This window comes from uncultured Flavobacterium sp., from assembly GCF_963975515.1.
Taxonomy (GTDB): Bacteria; Bacteroidota; Bacteroidia; order Flavobacteriales; family Flavobacteriaceae; genus Flavobacterium.
The window spans coordinates 120,777-144,427 of record NZ_CAXBGY010000009.1 but is presented as its reverse complement, the minus strand read 5'-3'; the positions used below and the strand labels follow the sequence as shown (position 1 = coordinate 144,427).

General features: G+C 30.4%; 21 protein-coding genes. 3 read left to right on the top strand and 18 right to left on the bottom strand.

Going from position 1 to position 23,651, the window contains the following annotated elements:
• Position 1: 1 nt before the first annotated feature.
• The 17 genes from AAC008_RS11280 to recR all read right to left on the bottom strand — a co-directional run bounded on the left by AAC008_RS11280 (position 2) and on the right by recR (position 20,552).
• Positions 2-1,201 carry a glycosyltransferase family 4 protein gene (locus AAC008_RS11280; protein WP_339889385.1) on the bottom strand — a complete coding sequence of 400 codons (1,200 nt, stop codon included), beginning with the start codon at positions 1,199-1,201 and terminating at the stop codon, positions 2-4.
• Between the two features lie 32 nt (positions 1,202-1,233).
• A complete protein-coding gene (locus tag AAC008_RS11275) occupies positions 1,234-1,866 on the bottom strand; it encodes a NeuD/PglB/VioB family sugar acetyltransferase (protein ID WP_339889384.1) in 633 nt (210 codons plus the stop codon).
• Positions 1,867-1,868: 2 nt separating this feature from the next.
• A complete protein-coding gene (locus AAC008_RS11270) occupies positions 1,869-2,558 on the bottom strand; it encodes a YfcE family phosphodiesterase (protein WP_339889383.1) in 690 nt (229 codons plus the stop codon).
• Entirely contained in the window at positions 2,558-3,592 is a 1,035-nt protein-coding gene (locus AAC008_RS11265; RefSeq protein ID WP_339889382.1) for an ATP-grasp domain-containing protein, read from the bottom strand. Before AAC008_RS11265 ends, AAC008_RS11270 begins: the two co-directional genes overlap by 1 nt.
• On the bottom strand, positions 3,576-4,337 hold the full coding sequence (locus tag AAC008_RS11260) for an SDR family NAD(P)-dependent oxidoreductase (RefSeq protein WP_339889381.1): 762 nt from the start codon (positions 4,335-4,337) through the stop codon (positions 3,576-3,578). The genes AAC008_RS11265 and AAC008_RS11260 overlap by 17 nt, the downstream gene beginning before the upstream one ends.
• 33 nt (positions 4,338-4,370) lie before the next feature.
• The gene (locus AAC008_RS11255; RefSeq protein ID WP_339889380.1) at positions 4,371-5,504 is read right to left on the bottom strand and encodes a DegT/DnrJ/EryC1/StrS family aminotransferase; all 1,134 of its coding nucleotides are present in this window, start codon (positions 5,502-5,504) and stop codon (positions 4,371-4,373) included.
• Between the two features lie 4 nt (positions 5,505-5,508).
• Positions 5,509-6,435, bottom strand: coding sequence for a nucleotide-diphospho-sugar transferase (locus AAC008_RS11250; RefSeq protein WP_339889379.1), 927 nt, complete (start codon positions 6,433-6,435; stop codon positions 5,509-5,511).
• A 21-nt stretch (positions 6,436-6,456) separates the two neighbouring features.
• Positions 6,457-7,986, bottom strand: coding sequence for a hypothetical protein (locus tag AAC008_RS11245; RefSeq protein WP_339889378.1), 1,530 nt, complete (start codon positions 7,984-7,986; stop codon positions 6,457-6,459).
• A 27-nt stretch (positions 7,987-8,013) separates the two neighbouring features.
• On the bottom strand, positions 8,014-9,201 hold the full coding sequence (locus AAC008_RS11240) for a UDP-N-acetylglucosamine 4,6-dehydratase (protein ID WP_339889377.1): 1,188 nt from the start codon (positions 9,199-9,201) through the stop codon (positions 8,014-8,016).
• Between the two features lie 43 nt (positions 9,202-9,244).
• Complete coding sequence (locus AAC008_RS11235) at positions 9,245-10,192, bottom strand: UDP-glucuronic acid decarboxylase family protein (RefSeq protein ID WP_339889376.1); 948 nt, start codon at positions 10,190-10,192, stop codon at positions 9,245-9,247.
• Positions 10,193-10,377: 185 nt separating this feature from the next.
• Positions 10,378-11,424 (bottom strand): dTDP-glucose 4,6-dehydratase, encoded by a 1,047-nt coding sequence (rfbB, locus tag AAC008_RS11230; RefSeq protein WP_339889375.1) that lies wholly within the window; start codon positions 11,422-11,424, stop codon positions 10,378-10,380.
• Between the two features lie 770 nt (positions 11,425-12,194).
• Positions 12,195-13,514: a nucleotide sugar dehydrogenase gene (locus tag AAC008_RS11225; RefSeq protein ID WP_339889374.1), complete on the bottom strand. Its 1,320-nt coding sequence runs from the start codon at positions 13,512-13,514 to the stop codon at positions 12,195-12,197.
• Between the two features lie 305 nt (positions 13,515-13,819).
• Complete coding sequence (locus AAC008_RS11220; protein WP_339889373.1) at positions 13,820-15,208, bottom strand: UDP-glucose 6-dehydrogenase; 1,389 nt, start codon at positions 15,206-15,208, stop codon at positions 13,820-13,822.
• A gap of 439 nt (positions 15,209-15,647) precedes the next feature.
• Positions 15,648-16,631, bottom strand: coding sequence for an SDR family oxidoreductase (locus AAC008_RS11215; protein ID WP_339889372.1), 984 nt, complete (start codon positions 16,629-16,631; stop codon positions 15,648-15,650).
• Entirely contained in the window at positions 16,632-19,070 is a 2,439-nt protein-coding gene (locus tag AAC008_RS11210; protein ID WP_339889371.1) for a polysaccharide biosynthesis tyrosine autokinase, read from the bottom strand.
• A 2-nt stretch (positions 19,071-19,072) separates the two neighbouring features.
• On the bottom strand, positions 19,073-19,861 hold the full coding sequence (locus AAC008_RS11205) for a polysaccharide biosynthesis/export family protein (RefSeq protein ID WP_339889370.1): 789 nt from the start codon (positions 19,859-19,861) through the stop codon (positions 19,073-19,075).
• Between the two features lie 70 nt (positions 19,862-19,931).
• Entirely contained in the window at positions 19,932-20,552 is a 621-nt protein-coding gene (gene recR, locus AAC008_RS11200) for a recombination mediator RecR (RefSeq protein WP_339889369.1), read from the bottom strand.
• Positions 20,553-20,629: 77 nt separating this feature from the next.
• Between recR and AAC008_RS11195 the strand changes: the two genes are divergently transcribed.
• Complete coding sequence (locus AAC008_RS11195) at positions 20,630-22,078, top strand: sodium:solute symporter (RefSeq protein ID WP_339889368.1); 1,449 nt, start codon at positions 20,630-20,632, stop codon at positions 22,076-22,078.
• Here the strand turns inward: AAC008_RS11195 and AAC008_RS11190 are convergent.
• A complete protein-coding gene (locus AAC008_RS11190) occupies positions 22,049-22,414 on the bottom strand; it encodes a CoA-binding protein (RefSeq protein ID WP_339889395.1) in 366 nt (121 codons plus the stop codon). The two genes, AAC008_RS11195 and AAC008_RS11190, sit on opposite strands and share 30 nt — an antisense overlap.
• 93 nt (positions 22,415-22,507) lie before the next feature.
• Between AAC008_RS11190 and AAC008_RS11185 the strand changes: the two genes are divergently transcribed.
• A complete protein-coding gene (locus tag AAC008_RS11185) occupies positions 22,508-22,930 on the top strand; it encodes a hypothetical protein (protein ID WP_339889367.1) in 423 nt (140 codons plus the stop codon).
• A gap of 53 nt (positions 22,931-22,983) precedes the next feature.
• Complete coding sequence (locus AAC008_RS11180; protein WP_339889366.1) at positions 22,984-23,607, top strand: MarC family NAAT transporter; 624 nt, start codon at positions 22,984-22,986, stop codon at positions 23,605-23,607.
• The last annotated feature ends 44 nt before the right edge of the window (positions 23,608-23,651 follow it).

Below are 23,651 nucleotides of genomic sequence, written 5' to 3'. Positions count from 1 at the left end.
TTTATTTTTTTGATGCTAAAACATCCTTATATATTGAAAGCAAATTAGCATATATTTTATCGTTATTAAACTTATCATTAATTAGGTTAAATGCATTGTCAACCAACAATTGAGTTCTTTCTTTATTGTTTAATACTAATAGAATCTTTTCCGTTAATTCTACAATATTTTCTTTTTCTACTAAGGTTAAACATTCACTCTCATCGTTTAATGTTGGAATTCCTCCTACAGCATTTGCAACAACAGGAATTTTCATAAACATTGCTTCTCTAATTGAACCTGGAATACCGTCAAAATGTGTTGGCAAAACATAGACTCTCGCTTGAGCGGCTAATTTAAAAACATCTTGTTGTGTGGGCTGAAATCCTGCAAAGGTAATGTTATCTTCTAAACCATAAGTTTCAATCATGGATTTAATTTGATTCAAATAAGATTCAGCTCCTCCACCAATTATGATGGCACTTATCGTTGGGTTTACTTTTTTGATCTCTTTTAGAGCAATAATTAAATCTTCAATTCCTTTGTCTTTACTTATTCGTGCATAATAAACAATATCGTATTTTTTTTGATGAAAATCTGTTGAAGAAACTTCTGGCTTTGTAGTAGGATAATGATCGTTATACATTATCGGATTTTTATTAAAGTTTGCTAAATTTTTTCTAACATCAGAAGTTGCTACTGTAAAATGTTTTGCTTTTTCATTTATCAATCGTTCATATCTAATTCTGTTCCATCTAATATATTGACTTATTATATTTTTAGGTTTTGATGATAAAGAAACAAACCCTTGAATTGTTACTAAAACAGGATATTTATCTAATAAAGATAATATGGGAGAACTATACAAAGGGTTTTCAGAACCGTGAAGATGAATTAAATCTGGTTTTATTGTATCCACTACTTTTAAAATAGCATTTGTAGCAGTGTTGTAATTAATTGAAAAATTATAGGCTTTTGCAGGAATAAAGGATCGTCTGTATTGGGTTAAGTGAACCTCAATATTATCTAATTTAAAAAACTTATAATCATTAGAATAATAATTTGGAGAAATAATAGACAGCTCTATATCTTCTTTGTTTCTGAATAATTCTATTAATTCTGTTATCCAAGGAGATGCAAAAAAGGATTTATCATTACCAATTATGTTTTGTATCTCTTTGTTTGCAAAACTACAAATCCAAACTATTTTCTTTTTTTCCATTACTGGTAACTTATATTGTTTTAACTAAATATTTATTTAATTTTTTTTGAGGGAATACCAACATAGACACCTTTTTCTTTAATATCTTTTATTGTTACAGAACCCGCTCCAATAATTGTACTTGAGCAAATGTTTAAATTGTCAATAATTGTAGCATTTGTGCCAATGTAGCATTTAGCACCAACTTCAGTGAATCCGGCAATACTTACTCTTGGTCCTAAAAAACAATGCTCATTAACAACAGTATCATGTGCAATTGCTACACCTATATTTAACAATACATTATCACCTAATCGAACACCTTTATCTAAAATTACACCAGGAAAAAGAAAAACTCCTTCACCAAGTTTAACAGATGAATCTACTAAACAAGATTTATGGATAATATTTGCAAAAGGTATTTTGTTTTTAAATTGATTAAAAACTTTTTCTCGATATTCCATTCTAGAATAACCAACTGCTACAAATAAATACTGAAATTTATTATCTTTAAAATCGTTTAAAACATCGTTTAAAGTACCAATAACTTTTATTCCATCAATTGATTTTCCGATTTCGGAAAAATCATCATAAATTCCCAAAACAGTAAAATGACCACTTTCTAAAGCTTGATGTATAACCAACTTTGCGAGGTCTGAACTTCCAATTATTGCAAGTTTTTTCATTTTTATGTTAGTTTTAATTTATTTTTTGTTTCTCTTACGAAATTTATTTTTTGATCTATAATATGAATAATTGCTGATTTTTCTTTAGTATCAAATACAATATAAGATGGCAAATCATTTCCTCTTGGCAGTGTACATGAACCTGGATTAAGTATAAATCTATTATCATACTTTTGAATATAACTTTTATGTGTATGACCCAAAATTAAAACATCAAACTTGTTATTATTAAACAAATCATCAAAATGTTCGTAATCAGGATAAATATACCCATCAAAAGGATTTTGGGGATTTCCATGACAAACTAAAACATCTAAGTTATCTATGCAAAAACGAGTTGTTAAGTTTGCCTTTTTTATAAAATCAATATCAAACGAAGTTATTTCTGGAATTGAATGATATAATTGACCATATCGTTTATCATAATCTTCTGAAGAAATTAAGTTAATATCTAGATTATTGAATTTAGATTTAAACCAAATTGGGTCAATTTCTCTCAAAAAATATAAATCGTGATTTCCTAAAATAAATTTAACATTATATTCTATAAATAGTTCTATCACTTCTTTCCCTCCTTTAAAATAGCCAAAAAAATCTCCAGCAAAAATATATTCATCATATATATTATTTTTAAAGATTGGCAATATATTATCTACTCTACCATGTAGGTCGGAAAAAATTAATATTTTCATTATAATAAATTACTTATTTGACCTTTTTCACTATTTTTAGGAATTTCAATTTCTTGAAAAGCTCTATAATATTTATTTCCATAAGAAATTTTTTGTTGGGCTATTTCTTCATCATAAAAGAAATTATTGATAATCATTTGAGGTTCATTAAAACCTGCTAATGTTCTCATAGGTGCAGAACCACTAAACCTTGGGTTTATTTCAAAAAGCGATGGTTTATTATTATTATCTAAACGTAGTTGAATATTAATTGGCCCTGTTGAATTGACTTTTCGAGCAACATCTTCACAAAATTCATTGATAAAACCTGGCTCACAAACCTCAGCGTAACCAGTTGCTCCACCTAATAATAATCTTTTCATTACAATGGATTGAATGACTTTACCGTTTTTATCTGAAATAACTCCAACAGTATATTCGTGATCGTTTCTTCCAATAAATTCTTGAATAATATAGTTTAATCCTTTTATTACAAAGTAATCACAAATAATTCTTAATTCAATTTCATTTTGAGCAATAAAAATATTTTGACTTCCTCTTCCTTGTCGTGGTTTTATTATAATTGGATAAGTAGTTTTTTCGTTGTTTACTACTTCTTCAATATCTAAAAATGTTTCCGGAGTTCCAATTCCTAGCTTTGATAAGTATTCATAAGTATTCCATTTATCATCACCTATTGTTATAGTTTCAATATTATTTACAAGAGTAATGATATTAGATTTATTCAATTTATCTTTAAATTCAGAAATAATTCGTGCTTCCCATGTTGAACCAGGCAATACTACATCAATATTATTTTCTTTACATATAGTAATTAAATTATCAATATAATCTTCACCATCATCAGGAGTTTTATTTGTAATTAAATAGTTATCAACTCTATAAATATGAGCTGCATTTTTTGAATGTTCTAAAATTGTAATATTTTCATATTTTGCATTTCTTAAACATTTTAATAATCCTTCTGAAACGCTACATCCTTTGGCACCAATCAATAGAATTGAAAGTTTACTTTTATTATTCTTGATATTCATATATTTTTGAAATTAACTTTTCCCAACCTGCTTTTTTTAAGAGGAAGTTTGTTATTATTATTTTTGCTATATATTCTGTCTCATATAATTTTTGATTAAAAATATTTGAATAATCAAATTCTTTAAGACCTACATTTTCCGTGATTTCTTTTTGTAAATCCTCTTGCATCTTAGTATTCATTCCACCAGGATAAAAAGAAGCAACATTAATTTCATTGTTTTCTTTTTTTATAGTTTTTGTAAGATAGTCAATAAAATTTTTAGCCATTCCATACAATCCAATTCCTGCAACAGGATTTTGAGAAATACCAGAAGAAATATTTAGTATATTAATATTTGATGAGATTTTTACATGCTTTAAAAAGCTATTAATAATGATCAAATTAGATGAAAAATTAATTGTGAGATTTTGTAAAATATCTTCATTTTTTAATGTTCCTATTCTTCCTATTGGAGTTACAATGCTTAAATTGTTTATATAATAAACTTCACCTTTATAATTATATAATGTTTTTTCAAAAAAACTATCTATTTTACTAACACTTTCTATATTATTAAAATCACATTCTCTTATTAGAACTTTATCTTTAAATTCTAATAAACCAGATAGTGATTTTTCATTTCTAACTAAACAAATAATATCAAATTTATTAATTTTTAATAATTCTGACACTAAGGCTAAACCTAAACCTCTAGTAGAGCCATTAATAATAACCAATTTATTTGTTTTTTTTTCAGCTTCCATAAACTATAGAAAAATTAAATTTTAATTAGAAATTTATTGACTTAAAGCGTTCTTTAATGTTTCAACTATATATTTTATTTCATCTTCTGATAAAGCTGCATACATTGGCAATGTTATTTCGTTATCACAAACGTATTCTGTTATTGGAAGATTTGCTGGATAATCTTTATATACTGAAAATCTATGAATTGCTGGATAATGATTACTAGTTTGGATTCCTTTTGAGTGTAAAAAATCTCTAATTGAATCTCTTTTTTCAACGGTTGAGTCTTTTAAAACTATTGGCATGATGTAATTAGAAACAAATTCTTTATTATCTAAAAACGGAACTATTACTTGATCTAATGAAGCTAATTGTTCTAAATAGGTAGCTCTAACTTTTACTCGTGCTTCTAAATCTGGTCTTAATTTATTCATTTGAACCACTCCAATTGAAGCTCTAATATCGTCTAATCTAAAATTAAATCCTAAATCTACAATATCATAAGCTGTTGCGTGTCCTTTAGCTCTTTGATAAGACATAGTTGTCATACCATGTGAACGCAATAAGCGACAACGTTTTGCAATTTCATCGTCATTTGTAATCATCATTCCGCCTTCACCAGTGCTTATGTTTTTGTTTGAAAAAAAGCTAAAACATCCTACACTACCTATTGTACCAAGCTTTTTACCTTTATATTCTGATAAAGGTCCGTGACAAGCATCTTCAATAATTTTTAAATTATGTTTTTGGGCAATTGCCATTATAGCATCCATATCTGCAGGAAAACCTGCCATGTGAACCACTACAATTGCTTTTGTTTTTGGTGTAATTAGTTTTTCAATTTCTCTTGGACTAATGTTCATATTATCTAATCCTTCAATATCACAAAAAACTGGAATTGCTCCAACATATCGAATACTGTTTACAGAAGCCGCAAAAGTTAAGGAAGGACATATTACTTCGTCACCAGCTGAAACACCATTTACTATCATAGCTAAATGAAGTGCATCCGTACAATTTGATAAACTAATGGCATGTTTTACATTAAACATTTCAACAAATTGGTTTTCTAACTCTTCGCATTTTGGTCCAGTTGAAATCCATTTAGATTTTATTGTTTCTGTAACGGCATCAATTTCTTCTTGTCCGAAATTAAGTTTAAATAAAGGTATGTTATATTCCATTTTCTTAATTTTTTAATTTTTTATTTATTTTATAGATTACTTTTTCAAGAAAGGATTTACTATCTATATGTTTATTGAAATGATATTTATCGTATTCTAAATTAAGTGCTACATTGTTTGGATGTTTTTCTAAAACAAAACTGTCATTTGCTGGATAATAAAAATCTTCAGAACTTGCGACTGTATTTGTTCGTGAACTAGTTTCTCCTATATTTGAACACAGATTGAATTTTGGCACAATAGACAACAGATTATTTTGATTACGAAAAAAACCAAATTGACTATCCCAAGTGTTTTCAGTTTTTTCAGTGATTTTTGTGGCTAACTTTTTAAAATATCTTATATAATATTGTTTTTCTTTTTTATCAATAAAATTCATACTTGATAAATTAGATTTTATTTCTTCATTAATATCTGGAATTTCAACATCGAATTTGTCCCAAACTCTTTTCCATGTGGCCCATCCCCAAATATGCCCATATTTTGAAAATGTATAATCAAATTCCATTGTATCTATTGGAGTATAGTTGTTTCCACTTACCATTGCAATTCTTTCGTCATTTTTATATTTTTCTAGCAACTCTTCAGCAAAGTAAAAAAAAGATGAAACAGGCACAATATCATCTTCAATAATAATTACGCTCTCTTCACTTTCTAATGCCCAAGAAATTGCCCCAGAAACACCATATTTACACCCTACATTTTGCTCTCTTATTAAATATTTTGTTTCACACTCCCAATCAACTTGCTTAGTAATTTCAACTACTTGTTTACATAATTCAGACTCACCTTGCTTACCTGCACGTGGCCCATCAACTGCTATATATAACTTTGTAGGCTTTACCTTTCTTATGCTCTCAAAAGCCCTTTTAGTTGTATCGGGACGATTAAAAGCTATTAACAATACTGGAGCTTTACAAGTTTCTTTCATATTCTCAATTATTTATATAAACTAATGGTTTTTAAATTTTGCTAAAAATAATTTTATAATACCTAATAGCCTATCCTTTTCAATTTTATTTATTCCAAAAAACCAGAACAAAGTTATTAGCACTGTTGCAAAACAAAATGAAACACTTATTAGTCTCAAAAAACCATATTCCATATAATGGTAAGGTACTAAAGCAACAATAAACGATACTATAACAGGAATCAATGCAGGTAGGATTGACTCCTTTATATAACTAGGTATATTAATTCCAATTATTATTTTTCCAAAATATAATCTGTTAAAAAAAACAATTGCTGACATAAAGAAACCAACAATATATATACTAGTTGGTCCGTAATTAAGTTTAAAAAACAAATAGGCTACTGGTATGTTTAATAAAAAAATCAGGGTTTCTGTTATCTGAAATTTACGTATATCTCCAACTGCTCTTATGGCATCAGTAATAGGAAATGTAAGCTTCTCCAAGAGTATTGTAACAACTGTAATTTGAAAAAATAGTGTTGCAAAATCTGGTATTTTCACCAACCATAATTTCAATAAGAAAGGTGCCTCAATGATAACAGGAATAGCAAACAAACCAAATAAAAATATTGAAAATTTCGTACTTACTTTGGTAAGATAAATCATTCTGTTTCGATCACCACCACCCTCACTTTTAACCATTTGAGGATTTATAGCCATTGTCATACTGGTGGAAACCATATTTAAAGCTGTACTTGCAGATTTTGCAATTCCTTCTGCAGCATTAATTTTTACACCAAAGAACATGTTTAACAATACACTTCTTACCTGAACAATTGCTACTGAACCTATTGATCCAAATAAATTCCAACCTGTAAAATTAAGTATAGATTTCATTAATCCTTTGTCGAAAGCACTAAAAAGCATTTTACTTTCTTCATACTTCACTCTACTATACCATTGTTTTATTATTCTAAGTACTATTTGTATCACAAGCATTAAAACTCCATATTGAATCAACAAATTTGAATTGCTATAAAGTAAGTAAACAGCAAGTAAAAGTTTAAGAATATCACCTAAAATATCTACCAAAGAAATTACTATCAAGTTCTCGTGTGCATTAATAAGAGCATCGTATGGTACAGAAATAACTGTTACAAATGTGGTCAATACCATGCATGCAAAGACAACTTGAGCATCAAAGACTTTTTCTTCAGGTATATTCAGGAAATATTCGAACAACAACACCCCTCCAATTATCATTAAACCAACAACTATAAAACCAACTATAAAATGTAAAAAAAGAGTTGTATTAAATGTAGCAATAAGGTGTTTCTTATCATCAGAACCAAGACTGTGCGCAATAAAACGCATAGATGTATTAGCCATATTTGAATTTAATATACCCAACATCGCTACAACTCCTGCAACGAGCATATAAATACCATAATCCGTTTCACCAAGAGCTTCTAATACAAGTCTTGTAGTCAACAATCCAATACAAAGGCCAATGATTAATCTTAGATATAAGACTCCTGTATTGTATACAACCTTGTTAGCTTTTTTCATTAAAACATTTTTTGTAAGATAAAAAACTTACATTTTAGAATCAAGATATTTCCCCGTTTCTTTATGCCCAAAATTAGGAATCATTGTATTAAATAAATCTACTATTTCCTCCTTTGTCCAAACTTGACTATCTTTCATTTGATGAATACTCTTAGTAAAATTTTCCAATTTTAATGGATCAAAGTTTGGTTCATTTTTTATAATTCCAAAGTTATGAAAGGCACTCATATCAAGAGTTTCATTGGTTGTGTAAAATTCTTCAAAATCTTTCTCTCCAGTGGTATCGCTACCTGTAAATAGACAAGGCCATTTTCGCGCTGCAATTAATTCATCCGCTCTAAGCCTAGCCTCTTCTTCTGATTCACATAAATGAGGTGTATAACCAAGGTCTTCAAGATATTTAACAGCTATATCTGCAAAAGAAATTAAATTTAAATTTTCATCCAACTTAGGAAAAAATATATCTCTATTATCTCCAAGTAAACATGAAATTAAACAAAGTTCCCCAGATTCTTTTGGGGTCACAAAATATCTCCTAATATCATTTGGTGCAACTATTGGCTGCTTCTTAACTATTCTTTGATTAAATCCATGAAGCAAAGAACCGTCAGAAAATGCAACATTTGCAAATCGTGCAGTCGAAATTTTTAACTCTTTACTTTTACGCATCAAAAACATCTCCATGATTCGCTTAGAAGCACCCATCATGTTTACTGGATTTGCTGCTTTATCAGTAGAAACACAAAAATATTTTTTAACTCCTTTTTCAATGGACTGTTGCATTGTTTTTTCGGTATTGAAAATATTGACATCTATCAAACGCATTAATGTAAAAGGGTCTTTCTCACTCCTAACATGTTTTAATGCAGAAAGATTTAAAACATAATCATATTCTCCATCGGACTTAATGAAAGCATCGTATTCTACTGACCCAATATCTAAAGCGAACGTTCCAAAATCACCTGATATATAACCGAAAGAACTTCTTATATCACGCACTAACTCAACCATATTGTTCTCACTAATATCAACAACATGTAACTTTCTTGGATTGCGTTTAAAAATTTCTTTTGTTACTGCTTGTCCAATTGAACCAGCTCCACCAATTACCAAGAAACGAGAACTGCTAACTATTTCAGTTAGATTATCTTCGTGTTTAATAAAATCTTGAGTAAATAATTCTTTTTCGCGTCCAATTAAATTTAAAACATTCATAGTTTAATTTATTATTTGTTTAGTTGCCACTACTGTCAATAATCTATTCATTCAAATTAATTATTTTATTAAAATAATTAATTGTTTTCTCTAGACCATCTTTAAGTTCTACCTCTGGCTTCCAACCATTTAGTTTTTCATAAGCTAATGAAATATTAGGTTGTCGTTGCATTGGGTCATCTTGAGGTAAAGGTCTGTAAACAATTTTAGATTTAGATTTGGTTAATTTTAATACATTTTCAGCCAATTCAAGCATTGTAAACTCGTTTGGATTACCAAGATTAACAGGGCCAATAAATGAATCATCTGTAGCCATCATTCTAATCATTCCTTCAACTAAATCATCAACATATTGAAAACTTCGCGTTTGCTTTCCATCACCATAAATAGTAATATCTTCACCTTTTAACGCTTGAACTATAAAATTTGAAACCACCCTTCCGTCATAAGGATTCATTCTAGTTCCATATGTATTAAAAATTCTAATGATTTTAACCTTTACATTATTTTGACTATTGTAATTCACAAATAAAGATTCAGCACATCTCTTACCTTCATCATAACACGACCTTAAACCAATAGGATTTACATTACCCCAATAACTCTCGGTTTGTGGATGAATTTCTGGGTCACCATAAACTTCACTAGTGGAAGCTTGTAATATCTTAGCATTTAATCTTTTAGCTAAACCAAGCATATTCATAGCTCCAAGAACTGAAGTTTTAATAGTTTTAATTGGGTTTTGCTGATAATGAGGCGGTGATGCAGGGCAAGCTAAATTATATATTTCATCAACCTCAGCATAAAAAGGTTCTGTAACATCATGTCTTATTAATTCAAAAAGAGGATTCTCTAATAAATGAAGAACGTTTTTTTTATTGCCTGTAAAATAATTATCTAAACAAATAACTTCATTCCCTTCTTTTAACAGTCTTTCACATAAATGAGACCCTAAGAACCCAGCTCCTCCAGTAACTAATATTTTTTTCATGTATATAATTAAAGTTCTATTTTTTTTATCGTTTTGTCCCTAAATCTCTTCGCACTATTCCCAAGTGAAGATTTTATAGATATACTTTTTTTGTATCAACATTATAGTTTTACTAGTGAATCTACGTTTACTTTGCGTTTCAATATTGCCTTGAAAGGCCAATTAAACAAAATCTACACTTTAGTTTATTTATACTGCTCTTCATAATACTTCTGATAATCCCCAGAAGTTACATTTTTCAACCATTCTTCATTAGACAAATACCAGTCTATGGTTTTTTCTAAACCTTGTTCAAAAGTTACAGAAGGTTTCCAGCCTAATTCTTTGTTTATTTTTGAGGCATCAATAGCATATCTTAAATCATGTCCTGGTCTGTCTTTTACGTAGGTAATTAACTTTTCAGACTCCCCCTCTTCTCTTCCTAATTTAGCATCCATTTGTTTGCACAAAAGTTTTACTAAATCTATGTTTTGCCATTCATTAAAACCTCCAATATTATAAGTCTCATGGTTTTTGCCTTCATGAAATACTAAATCAATAGCCACAGCATGATCTTCCACAAACAACCAATCGCGCGTATATTTTCCATCTCCATAAACGGGTAAAGGTTTTTTCTCTATGATGTTATGAATAAATAAAGGAATTAATTTTTCTGGGAAATGATTTGGGCCATAATTGTTAGAACAATTCGTAATCACATAAGGCAAACCATACGTTTCTCCATAAGCTCTCACAAAATGGTCAGAAGCCGCTTTTGAAGCTGAATAAGGCGAATTTGGATCATACGAAGTCGTTTCTGTAAACAAACCTGTTGCTCCTAACGAACCATAAACCTCATCGGTAGAAATATGATAGAAACGTTTGTTTTCCATATCGTCATTCCAATATTTTTTAGCTACATTTAATAAATTCATAGTACCAATAACATTTGTTTTCACAAAAGCCAAAGGATCGGTTATTGATCTATCTACATGTGATTCTGCGGCTAAATGCAAAACGCCTTCAAATTGATGTTTAGCAAATAAATCCTCTAAAAAGGCTTCGTCTAAAATATCTCCCTTAACAAAGGTATAATTGGGTTTGTCTTCAATGTCTTTAATGTTTTCAAGATTTCCAGCATAAGTCAAGGCATCTAAATTAAAAATGTGATAATTTGGATATTGATTTACAAATCTTCTTACTACATGTGAGCCAATAAAACCTGCTCCTCCTGTTATAAGTATGTTTTTCATTTGTATGAATTTTGTACTAGTAGTAACGTTAATTTGCAAAAATAAACTTTATTTTTATTAATCGGGTGTGTTTTGGGGATTAATCGTTGTGGGTGTAGGTTGTCTGTTGCAGGTTGTAGGTTGTAGGTGATGGATGGTTTTTTTTTGGGAACACAGATTAAAGAAATTTTTATAATTTTTATAATTTACTTGGTTTGTGGAGTTGCTTGTGGGGTGGAACGCGGAAGTTTTTTTTTTGGGAACACAGATTAAAGAAATTTTTATAATTTTTATAATTTATTTGGTTTGTGGGTTGGAACGCGGAGGATACGGATTGACTGCGTCAAGCGCGGAGGATACGGATTTTTTTGAAGTTAACGGTTACGTTATGGGGTTTCTTATGATGTTTGTGGTGGGTTGATGTGGTTGCTTCGTTCCTCGCAATGACGGTGGGTTGATGATGTTTAAAATGAGTTATGGGTAAATATGGGGATTTTTTAAATCTGGTGAAAATTTAATTAAAACACTAGTCTTTGCGAGGGACGAAGCAAGCCCATGAAATTTATACAAAATATGAAATGATTTTTTTTGAAGTTAACGGTTACGTGATGGGGTTTCTTATGATGTTTGCGGTGGGTTGATGATGTTTACAAGGTGAAAAGTTTATAAAGATTTCTACCATTTCTTCAATCTGTGTTCCAAAAAATTTATGTTCCAAAAGAACTAAACATTATAGTTCAAAAAAAAGCCCTGTCAGAAACAAGGCTTTATACTTTATATTAAAAAATGGATTATAGTTTTCCATCAACATTATTTCCTAAAATGCCTTTTACATCGTATAGGACGCTTTTTTCTTTTTGCAAAGAAGGAATATCTAATTGTAAAAATTCTTTATGTGAAACTCCTAAAACTACAGCGTCAAATTTTTGATTTGGAATTTCTTTTGTGCTTTCAATTTTATATTCGTGCTGTACTTCCTTTGGGTTTGCCCATGGATCATAGGTCGTAACAGTTATTCCATAGTCTTCTAATGAAGTGATTACGTCAACAATTTTTGTGTTACGCACATCAGGACAATTTTCTTTAAAAGTGATTCCTAACATTAATAAATTAGCACCATTAACAGTTACTCCTTTTTTAATCATGCATTTAACCACCTGAGAAGCTACATATTCTCCCATACTGTCATTTAGCCTTCTTCCGGCTAAAATAATTTCGGGATGATATCCTTTTTCTTGTGCTTTTTGCGCTAAATAATAAGGATCAACACCAATACAATGTCCTCCAACTAATCCTGGTTTGAAGGGTAAAAAGTTCCATTTTGTTCCAGCTGCTTCTAATACATCGTGTGTATTTATATCTAATAGATTAAATATTTTTGCCAATTCATTTACAAAAGCAATATTGATATCTCTTTGTGAATTTTCTATAACTTTTGCAGCTTCAGCTACTTTAATTGTTGGTGCTAAATGCGTTCCTGCAGTAATTACAGTTTTATATAGTTCATTAACTTTTATACCTATTTCTGGCGTAGAACCTGATGTTACTTTTAATATTTTTTCAACGGTATGTTCTTTGTCTCCTGGATTTATTCTTTCTGGAGAATATCCTGCAAAGAAATCAACGTTAAATTTCAAACCACTTACGCGCTCTAAAACAGGAATACATTCTTCTTCTGTAACCCCAGGATAAACAGTTGATTCGTAAATTACAATATCTCCTTTTTTTAATACCTTACCTACTGTTTCACTAGATTTATACAAGGGTGTTAAATCTGGTCTGTTGTTTTTATCCACTGGAGTTGGAACAGTAACTATATAATAATTACAAGTTGCAATATCTTCCAAGTTAGCCGAACAAAATAATCCGTTTGCTTCTGAAGGAGAGTCTACTAAAACTTTTTGTAACACATCTTCATCAATCTCCAGAGTATTATCTTTCCCAGAATTTAGTTCGTCAATTCTTTTTTGGTTTATATCAAAACCTACTACAGGAAATTTAGTTGCAAATAACCTTGCTAAAGGTAAACCTACATATCCTAATCCGATAATAGCTAGACGAGGAGATGGAGTGATGGGGTGATGGGGTGATGCGATTTGATTTTTCGACATTATATTTTTATTTTCTATTACTACTTTTGAAAGACAAGTTGATGACTTATCTATATATTTTTTTTACAAGGGCTCTTGATACATTCCGATAAAAATCGGAACACTAGAACTGACGACAAATAGAACTATTGATTATTAAGATTTCTTTAATTTCTTTAATTTCTTTAATCTGTGTTCCTAAAAAACGTAATGAATCGTTTTGATAACAACGGTTCTCGATTAGCTGCGCTCAATTCGGCATAACCTCGGGTCAATTCCGATTGCCATCGGAACCACTCGAACTGACGGTTAAAAGGGGAATAAATTTAACTCCCAATAGCCTGATAAACAAACCCTATCTGTTCCAATTCTTTTTTATTTAATAAATTTCTTCCATCAAATACAAAAGCTGGTTTTTGCATTTGATTGTATATTTTTTGCCAATCGTATGTTTTAAATTCATCCCATTCTGTTAGAATCGCAATTGCGTGTGCGTCTTTGCATGCAGCATATGGATCAATACTGACCGTTAATCCTTTTTTGTTTTCTACTTCTGAACGGCTTTGTAAATAATTCAAATCAAAATATATTTGATTTTCATTTACTTTGGGATCAAACACTACAACATTCGCTTGTTCTGCTAATAAATCATCTGCCACATAAATAGCTGCTGATTCTCTAGTATCATTCGTGTCTTTTTTAAATGCCCATCCTAAGAAGGCTATTTTTTTTCCAGATACTGTATTGTATAGTGTTTTTATAATGTTTTTAGCAAATCTTCTTTTTTGATGGTCATTCATAATGATTACTTGTTCCCAATAATCGGCAACTTCATTTAGACCATACGATTTTGCAATATATACTAAATTTAAGATATCCTTTTGAAAACATGAACCTCCAAATCCGACAGAAGATTTTAAAAATTTAGAGCCTATTCTACTGTCCATTCCAATGGCTCTTGCTACTTCATTAACGTCTGCACCTGTTTTTTCACACAGTTCAGACATGGCATTGATAGAAGAAACTCTTTGGGCTAAAAAGGCATTGGCTGTTAATTTTGACAATTCAGACGACCAAACATTTGTAGTTAAAATTTGTTCCTTTGGCACCCAATTAGCATAAATATTAACTAATTGCTGAATCGCTTTTTGTCCTTCTTGAGAAGAGTCACCTCCTATTAGAACCCTATCCGGGGCTAATAAATCTTCCACTGCTGTTCCTTCGGCTAAAAACTCTGGGTTGGATAATATTTGGAATTGTACTCCATTACCTGTATGGTCTAATATGCTTTTAATAGCACTTGCCGTTCTAACCGGTAACGTTGATTTTTCAACCACAATTTTATCTGTCTTAGCTACTCTTGCTATTTGTCTAGCACAAAGTTCAATGTATTTTAAATCAGCTGCCATACCTTTACCAACTCCATAGGTTTTGGTGGGTGTGTTTACTGAAATAAAAATCATTTCAGCTTCATCAATAGCTTTATCCACTTCAGTAGAAAAGAATAAATTTCTACCTCTAGCCTCAGCTACTATAGCGCTTAAACCTGGTTCGTAAATCGGAATATTATCGACGTTTGGATCATTCCAATCGGCAATTCTTTTTTCATTTAAGTCAACAACTGTAACTTTTATTCCCGGACATTTTTGTGCAATGATGGCCATGGTTGGTCCCCCAACATAACCTGCACCGATACAACATATACTTTTAATCATCTAAGTAATTTTATAATAATAATTTAAATTTCAATACCACTATCTACTTCATATTAACAAAGTTTTATTCTTTTTCAGAACAACGGTTCTTTCCCTATTCTAAAAAATCAACAAGATATTATTCTCTTTCCAAACAACGGTTCTCGATACAATTCCGATTGACATCGGAATCACTCGAACTGACGGTTAATTTGAGCTTTTTTTTTAAATCAATTCAATAAGTTCCATTCTTTTCGAACAACGGTTCTCGATACTATTTCAACTCCACTCCGTTCCGTCAAAATCACTCGAACTGACGGTTAATTTGAGCTTTGTTTTTATAACACAATCTATCATCTCCTCAATCACCCTATCTCCTAATCTCCCACTCTCCCATCTCCTTTTCTCCCACTCTCCTTTTCTCCCACTCCCCTTTTCCTCAAATCCCTTCCTAAAAAAACTACTTCAAATTCTTCCAATACCAATCCACTGCCTCTTTTAACCCTTCTCGCATGGAATACTTTGGACTATATCCTAATAGGTTTTTTGCCTTATCGATACTTGCTAGTGAATGCGGAATATCTCCTGCTCTATTTGGGCCATAAACAACCTCAACCTTTGCAATTTCAGCATCATACGCTGTTAAGAATTCTTTTAAATAGTTTATTAAATCATTTAATGTAGTTCTATCTCCAAAAGCCGTATTATAGACCGTGTTTAACGCTTCAGGATTTGTAGTCAATAAGGCTTTTTCATTCATTTGAATTACATTGTCAATGTAAGTAAAGTCTCTTGAAAACATTCCGTCTCCATTAATCACTGGACTCTCATGATTAATAAATTGGGCTACAAATTTAGGAATAACCGCTGCATAAGCACCATTTGGATCTTGATTTCTTCCAAAAACATTAAAATAGCGTAATCCAATTGTCTCTAAACCATAGGTATTGCTAAAAATAGTAGCATATAATTCGTTAACATATTTAGTAATAGCATAAGGAGATAATGGTTTTCCAATTACATCTTCGACTTTTGGCAATCCTTTAGAATCTCCATAAGTTGATGAACTTGCTGCGTATACAAATCGTTTTACTTTAGCATCTCTAGCGGCCACCAACATATTTAAAAACCCAGAAACATTAACATCATTAGACGTAATTGGGTCATTAATAGAACGAGGTACACTTCCTAAAGCGGCTTGATGTAAAATATAATCGATCCCTTCGGCTGCTTTTTTACAAGTTTCTAAATCTCTAATATCTCCTTCTATAAGGGTAAAATTTGAGTTAGCATTAAATTTTTCGATATTATGCCTGTGTCCAGTTGCAAAATTATCTAAACAAGTAACTTTGTTGTTATTCGCTAAAAAGTACTCGCACAAATTAGAACCGATAAATCCGGCTCCACCTGTAATAAGTATTTTTTTGTTTGTTAAAATTTCCATTTATTGTTTTTTTCTAAACCTATTTAAAAATTTATTTTTTGATTGTGATTGATTAGGGTCATTTTCATAAGCTCCATACCCATAGCCATAATTATATCCATACCCATATTTAGATTTGTTTAGAAAATCATTAAAAACAATACTAATGTTGTGTAATTCTCCTCTTCTGTGTTTCTCATTTACCACAGACAGCATCCCTTTCTTTGTCACTCCCTGTCTAACAATATACAAAGTAGCATCGCAATATTGAGATAGCTCTAAGGCATCTGAAACTAATCCAACTGGTGGCGTATCTAATATAATGTAATCGTAAATTTCTTTTAATTCGTCAATCATTTCGTCCATAGCATCACTTATAATTAATTCTGCGGGATTTGGAGGAACTGGTCCTGAAGTTATTATATCAAGGCTTGGAATATGTGTGTTTTGCACAATCTCACTTATTTTTTTTTGTCCTATTAAATAATTTACTGTTCCTATGCCATTTTCAATATTAAAATCATCAAATAGTTTTGGTTTTCTTAAATCTAGCCCTACAATTACAGTTCGCTTATTGCTCATAGCAAATACTGTAGCTAGGTTCATTGTACAAAAGGTTTTTCCTTCTCCACTTATTGAAGAAGTTAACATTACGATTTTTGAACCTTCCTTTTTTTGTTTTTTATAAATAAACTGCAATGATGATCGAATGCCTCTAAACGACTCTGCAATTGTCGATTTTGGTTTATCAAAAACAGCCAAATTACCTACTTCTGCATTTTTACCCACAACTCCAATAATTGGAATTTTTGTTAATTTTTCAATATCCTCTGTTGTATTTATTGAATTATCTAACAACGTTTTCACAAAGACTATAATAAACGGAATCCCAAAGCCTAGTAATAACGCTAAGATATAATTAACACTTGTTTTAGGACCAATTAATCCGTCACCTACATCTTTTGCTGGATCAATAAACTCAACATCCGATAAATTTGAGGCTTTTATAATATTTGCCTCAGCTCTTTTTTCAAGAAAAGTAGTATAGATATTATCTTTAAGATTAAATTTTCTGGTAAATTTTATTAAGTCTTGTTGTTGATCTGGTAATTGTCCTATAGTATTTTCAGCCTTATTAATGTTCCTTGAAAGCAAAGACAAATCAATTTGCAAGGCACTTTTTGAACTGATAATATTATTTAATAATACCTTTTTAACAGATTCCATTTGCACATCAAATTCGGCAAACATCTTGTCATTTTTAACCGAATAGGCTAAGTCTGATCGTTCTGCAGAAAGTTCAATTAACCTAGAAACATTGCCTATAATATTTGGATCTTCAATTCCGGCAACAGAAGGAGCTGGTAACTTTGAATAATCGTTATTTTTTTCTAAGTAATTTTTCAGCAAATTATAATAGGCTATTTTTCTATTGACAATGTCTTTTTCGACATCATATTCAGACAACTTTGATGTCAATGCCTCTCCACCCCCTTCAAGCATGTATACATTTTTATCTCTTCTAAAGTCCTTAAGATCTCCTTCAGCCTGATTCATTTGTTTTTCAACATCAATCAATGTGCTGTCAATGAAACTAATTGTATTGGTTGCAAATTGATTTTTACTATCTAATTGACGTCTTTTTAAGGTCTTAACTGTTGAATTAAGAAAATCAACTAATCTAGCTTTGTTTGTTCCTGCTTTTGCAATTTTAATTATTGAACCTCCTTTTATGTCAGCTTCAACATCTACATTTCTATAACCCGCAACTGTTCCATTAAAATCTGAAAACTTAATAAAATATTCTTGTTCTAAATTGTTAAGATTCATCAAATCTTGCGTTAATTTAAAACTTAAAAAAGGCAGTTCAATTTTTTCATTTATGTTGAACGTTTTTATAAAATCACCAATAGGTACTTTAATACTGCTATTAGTGTTATCTGCATAATGATTTAAGTTAGCAATAGGATTATCAAAAGTTGTAGAAAGCTCAACTTGATTTTGATTTAAAAACTTTATTTTAATTAATTGATTGGCAACTTGCCCTTTATTTTCATCAATAACAACTTTGAAAGGTGTTTCTCCATAAGCATCTTGAAGGCTATATTCTCCCTGTTTTAGGTAGTTGATATAAAATTGAAGATTTTTTACAACTATTTCGTTATGCGATCTTGATTTTAGCGTTGTAATTACTGTTTGTACTTTGTCTGATGTTCCCCCCCAATTAAAAACTAAACTAGTGCTTGAAGAAAAAAGTTGGTTGTTTTCATCTTTAACAACTATCAACGTTTCCATGCCATAAATTTTTTCTTTACGAATATTTACTTGGTAAGCAATTGTGAAAGTTAAAACCAAACAGACTATGAACCATTTCCAATGGCTAATTAATTTTGACAAAAAACCTTTAAAGTCAAAGCTGTTTTGTGTTTCAAGTATATTAAAGTCTTTTATATCTAACATATTTAGTTTCTAATCAATAAAATGGTAGTGGTTACTAAAGATAAGGCAGTAATAATTGTACCAATGGTTTGAACTCCAGTAGTTCCTGTTCCCCACGATTTTTGCCTTAATGGCTTAACTATAATGTAATCATTGGGTTGAATATAAAAATTTGGAGAGTTAATTATATTTCCATCAGTTAAATCTAAAGAATACATTTCAAAACCATGAGGTTGTTTTCTTAATATTTGAACTTCTTTTCTGTTTCCAGTTAAGTTTATATCTCCTGAATTTGCAATTGCTTCTAAAATTGTAACCTTTTCTTGAAACAGTACCTGACTTCCAGGCTTTCCTATTTCACCGTTTATAGTATAATTAAAACCTGCTATTTTCACTGTAACAAAGATCCTTGCTTCTGCTGTAAAATATTCATCCGTTAACCTTTTTTCAATAGTTACTCTTACTTCGTCAATTGTAAAACCCAATACGTTTATTTCTCCTAAAACTGGAATTCTTATATTTCCGTGTTGATTTACATTATATCCCGAAAAATATACTGTTTGAGGACTTGGTATTTGACCTTGTTGTGAAAAAGCATCAAACATTTCAACTAATTTTTGGTCAAGTGCCTTGATATTTATGCTTAAAATATCATTTACTTGAACTCTATAGGGCTTAGCATCAAATTCGTTTATTGTGATTCCGTCTGGTTTATTTCCATAGTCTTGGAGGTAAATCAAATCTTTATTTGGAATACACGAAAACAATGATGTAGCTGCAATAAATAGTATAAAAAACTTTAAAATTCTCATTCCTTAGAAATTAGTAGGCAAATATAAACAAAACCTTTAAAAGAGTAATATTTATAACACTATTAAACTGTTAAACGTTTTTTATGGACACTTCGAAAGGAATTCTGTGTAGTAAACTTCTCCCAAGTGTTACTTCATCTGTGTATTCTAACTCATCACCAATAGCAATTCCTCTTGCAATTGTCGATATTTTTATTTCGAAATCTTGAATTTGCTTATAGATGTAGAAGTTTGTGGTATCTCCTTCCATAGTTGAGCTTAAAGCAAAAATTAGTTCTTGTACTTCTCCTAATTTTACTTTTTCTACAATAGGAAAAATACTTAATTGTGAAGGACCAATCCCGTCAATTGGAGAAATTCTCCCTCCTAAAACATGATATAACCCTTTATACAAACCTGTATTTTCTATTGCCATTACATCTCTAATATCTTCTACTATACAAATTATAGTTTTATCCCTTTTAGGATTTAGACAAATATCACAAACATCATTATCCGATAAGGTATTGCAGTTGTTGCAAAACTTTATTTCTTCTCGCATGTGTTGCAACGCTTCGGTTAAAAACTGCGTTTGTTCTTTGGGTTGTTTTAATAAATGAAGTACTAATCGCAAGGCTGTTCGTTTCCCTATTCCGGGCAATTGAGCCATTTCATTTACTGCTTTTTCTAATTTCTTTGATGATAATTCCATACGTTACAAATATAGTTATTTCAATAAAAAATTTGTACTTAATTTTATTCTATTATTTTTGTGCAAAAAACAACCCAATGCAACCCATATCCATTTTACTTCTAGTACTTGCTTATTTTACTGTACTTATCTTATTTTCTTATTTTACTGGAAAAAAGTCAGATTCAAGCAATGATACTTTTTTTAAAGCCAACAGGCAATCTCCTTGGTATTTAGTAGCCTTTGGAATGATTGGAGCTTCTCTTTCTGGTGTAACCTTTATTTCAGTTCCTGGAAAAGTTGAAGCCGCTCAATTTGCTTATTTTCAAATTGTAATTGGGTATATTTTAGGTTATTTTATTATTGCCACTGTACTACTTCCTTTATATTACAAACTACAATTAACTTCTATCTATACCTATTTAGAAGAGCGCTTTGGAAATTACTCCTATAAAACTGGGGCTTGGTTTTTCATCGTTTCTAGAACTGTTGGTTCTAATTTAAGACTTTTATTAGTGGCTGATGTTTTACAAACTTTAGTTTTTGAACCGCTAGGAATTCCTTATTGGATAACTGTTACTTCCATAATTTTCTTAATTTGGGTTTACACTAACAAATCGGGCATAAAAACTATTATTTGGACAGACACTTTACAAACTCTATTTATGTTAGTTTCGGTTGTGATTTGTATTGTTGTTGTTTCTCAGGATTTAGGTTTAAACATCTCATCCATTTCATCTTATGTAGCGGATAGTGATTTTTCTAAGACTTTTTTCTTTGACGATTTGAGTTCGCCAAAATACTTTTGGAAACAATTTTTCTCAGGTGCTTTTATAGCTATCGTAATGACGGGTCTAGACCAAGATATGATGCAGAAAAATTTGACTTGTAAAAGTTTAAAAGATGCCCAAAAGAATATGTTTTGGTTTACCATTGTCTTAACCTTCGTAAACTTTCTGTTCTTGGTATTAGGCTTATTATTTACCGAATATGCTTTGAAAAACGGAATTGACGCGCACAAAGATCAATTGTTTGCAGTTTTAGCCAATAATTACTTAGGAGTTGTTGTTGCTTTTAGTTTTATTCTTGGCCTTATTGCTGCGGCATTTTCTTCAGCGGATAGTGCTTTGACTTCGTTAACTACTTCTTTTAGTATTGATATTTTGAATATTGAAAAACGATATGACACTACAAAGCAAGTTGCAGTTAGAAAGAAAATTCACTTGATGTTTGTCGTGATTTCTATACTTGTCATTATGATTTTCAAATATGGGTTCAATGATGTAAGTATCATCGACAAAGTGCTAAAGTTCGCAGGATTCACTTATGGCCCTTTATTAGGATTATACAGTTTTGGGTTATTTACCAAATGGAATGTGAAAGACAAATTAGTACCCATTGTAGCTATACTAGCTGTACTAATTTCTCTTTTATTAAATGCTTATGGTGAAGTTTGGTTTAATTACACCTTTGGCTTTGAAATTTTAATGGTAAATGGCTTTTTAACTTTCCTAGGATTAATATTGATTCGTAGCAAGCAAAACTAGCGTACAAGCTTCTTCGTACTTAATGCTATTTGCTTTTAGCAATTGATAAAATTCAGGGTTTTCTGTTCCGGGATTAAATAAGACTCTTTTTGGCGTTAAACCAATAATATAATTGTAATAATCTCTTTGCGCCACTGCATTAAGGTACAAAGAAACGGTATGAATTTTTGTTGCAGGAATGGCTTTTGCTTGAATGGTTACGCCAGCAACTTCGCCCACTTTTTGTCCAATTGCTACAACCGTATGGTTATGCTCTACTAAACTATTAATGGCTTTAAAACTATATCTTTCTGGATTTGTTGATGCTCCTATTACTAATGTCTTTTTCATGTTTATTATTTTAAGACTTCAAAAATACGAATAAACAATTTATAAATATTTCATAAGTGTTGCTTTTAACTTTAATTTTATAATTAATTTTAAATAAAAATGCTTTTTAACATTTCACACAACGATAAAAAAACAAAGAAAACTATTATTGATTTAGTTGGAAAACCATTTGGAATTCTTGACAATTTAAGATTAAAAGGTATTGGTTCTCCAAGGTTACTCATCGTAAAAGCTAGTCAAGAAATTGGTACTATCGTAAACAAAAACAACGCTACCAAATATGCTTCCATTGAATTAAGACCTAACGGAATTCTAATAGGTTTTCAGTCTCAACTTGAAGTTTATGTCTTGGTTATTCCGTTTTATAAATTAGTTGTTTTTAAACCTGGAAACTTGATTACATTTCATATTGACCATCATTTTATCAGTATTGATGCTTCAAAAAACAGTCAAAAAACAAGGGCTTTTATGGCTAAAATTGAAAATCAAAAATTAAAACAGCCCTATGAATTTATAAATTAATGTTTTAATAAAACGAAATAAAACTATTTATGCTACATTTGTAAAAAAAACAAATGGAAGTATTCTTACTCTTATTTGCAGCATTATTTTCAGTTTTAAATCCAATTGGAACTGTTCCTATATTTGTAGGATTAACTGAAGGGTATTCTAAAAAAGAACTTTCTAAAACTTCTCTTTGGACTGCTATTAACGTTTTCATTATATTAATGATTACTTTTTTTGTGGGACAATATGTTTTATCTTTTTTTGGAATTACCATAACTGCTTTACGAATTGCTGGTGGACTTTTAATAACTAATTCTGGTTTTGCCTTGTTAAACGGTCAGTTTAGCAAAAATAAAGGTATTAACAAAAAGGTTGAAGAAGAGGCTCAAGATAGAAGCGACATTGCCCTAACTCCTCTAGCAATGCCTATGCTTGCTGGACCAGGTTCAATGTCATTATTAATTGCTTTTTACCAAGAACACAATACTACACCAGAAATTATATGGTCTTGTATAGCGATTCTTGTAGTTGCTTTTGTAATTTTCTTAATTTTAAGAAGTGCTTATTATTTATCAAGAATATTAGGTTCTTCTGGAATTGTGGCTATTTCGAGAATTGTAGGTTTTTTGACAGTTGCTATTGGAATTCAATATATCATTAGTGCTATATTAAGCATTATTAGAGGTATTTAAACAACTCTTAAATTTTATTAATTTGCGTTTTTTTATTACTTTTT

What these genes read in the sequence shown, in the direction of transcription:
- AAC008_RS11280 (WP_339889385.1), bottom strand. Translation starts at nt 1,201, where the DNA reads ATGGAAAAAAAGAAAATAGTTTGGATTTGTAGTTTTGCAAACAAAGAG.
- AAC008_RS11275 (WP_339889384.1), bottom strand. Translation starts at nt 1,866, where the DNA reads ATGAAAAAACTTGCAATAATTGGAAGTTCAGACCTCGCAAAGTTGGTT.
- AAC008_RS11270 (WP_339889383.1), bottom strand. Translation starts at nt 2,558, where the DNA reads ATGAAAATATTAATTTTTTCCGACCTACATGGTAGAGTAGATAATATA.
- AAC008_RS11265 (WP_339889382.1), bottom strand. Translation starts at nt 3,592, where the DNA reads ATGAATATCAAGAATAATAAAAGTAAACTTTCAATTCTATTGATTGGT.
- AAC008_RS11260 (WP_339889381.1), bottom strand. Translation starts at nt 4,337, where the DNA reads ATGGAAGCTGAAAAAAAAACAAATAAATTGGTTATTATTAATGGCTCT.
- AAC008_RS11255 (WP_339889380.1), bottom strand. Translation starts at nt 5,504, where the DNA reads ATGGAATATAACATACCTTTATTTAAACTTAATTTCGGACAAGAAGAA.
- AAC008_RS11250 (WP_339889379.1), bottom strand. Translation starts at nt 6,435, where the DNA reads ATGAAAGAAACTTGTAAAGCTCCAGTATTGTTAATAGCTTTTAATCGT.
- AAC008_RS11245 (WP_339889378.1), bottom strand. Translation starts at nt 7,986, where the DNA reads ATGAAAAAAGCTAACAAGGTTGTATACAATACAGGAGTCTTATATCTA.
- AAC008_RS11240 (WP_339889377.1), bottom strand. Translation starts at nt 9,201, where the DNA reads ATGAATGTTTTAAATTTAATTGGACGCGAAAAAGAATTATTTACTCAA.
- AAC008_RS11235 (WP_339889376.1), bottom strand. Translation starts at nt 10,192, where the DNA reads ATGAAAAAAATATTAGTTACTGGAGGAGCTGGGTTCTTAGGGTCTCAT.
- rfbB (WP_339889375.1), bottom strand. Translation starts at nt 11,424, where the DNA reads ATGAAAAACATACTTATAACAGGAGGAGCAGGTTTTATTGGCTCACAT.
- AAC008_RS11225 (WP_339889374.1), bottom strand. Translation starts at nt 13,514, where the DNA reads ATGTCGAAAAATCAAATCGCATCACCCCATCACCCCATCACTCCATCT.
- AAC008_RS11220 (WP_339889373.1), bottom strand. Translation starts at nt 15,208, where the DNA reads ATGATTAAAAGTATATGTTGTATCGGTGCAGGTTATGTTGGGGGACCA.
- AAC008_RS11215 (WP_339889372.1), bottom strand. Translation starts at nt 16,631, where the DNA reads ATGGAAATTTTAACAAACAAAAAAATACTTATTACAGGTGGAGCCGGA.
- AAC008_RS11210 (WP_339889371.1), bottom strand. Translation starts at nt 19,070, where the DNA reads ATGTTAGATATAAAAGACTTTAATATACTTGAAACACAAAACAGCTTT.
- AAC008_RS11205 (WP_339889370.1), bottom strand. Translation starts at nt 19,861, where the DNA reads ATGAGAATTTTAAAGTTTTTTATACTATTTATTGCAGCTACATCATTG.
- recR (WP_339889369.1), bottom strand. Translation starts at nt 20,552, where the DNA reads ATGGAATTATCATCAAAGAAATTAGAAAAAGCAGTAAATGAAATGGCT.
- AAC008_RS11195 (WP_339889368.1), top strand. Translation starts at nt 20,630, where the DNA reads ATGCAACCCATATCCATTTTACTTCTAGTACTTGCTTATTTTACTGTA.
- AAC008_RS11185 (WP_339889367.1), top strand. Translation starts at nt 22,508, where the DNA reads ATGCTTTTTAACATTTCACACAACGATAAAAAAACAAAGAAAACTATT.
- AAC008_RS11180 (WP_339889366.1), top strand. Translation starts at nt 22,984, where the DNA reads ATGGAAGTATTCTTACTCTTATTTGCAGCATTATTTTCAGTTTTAAAT.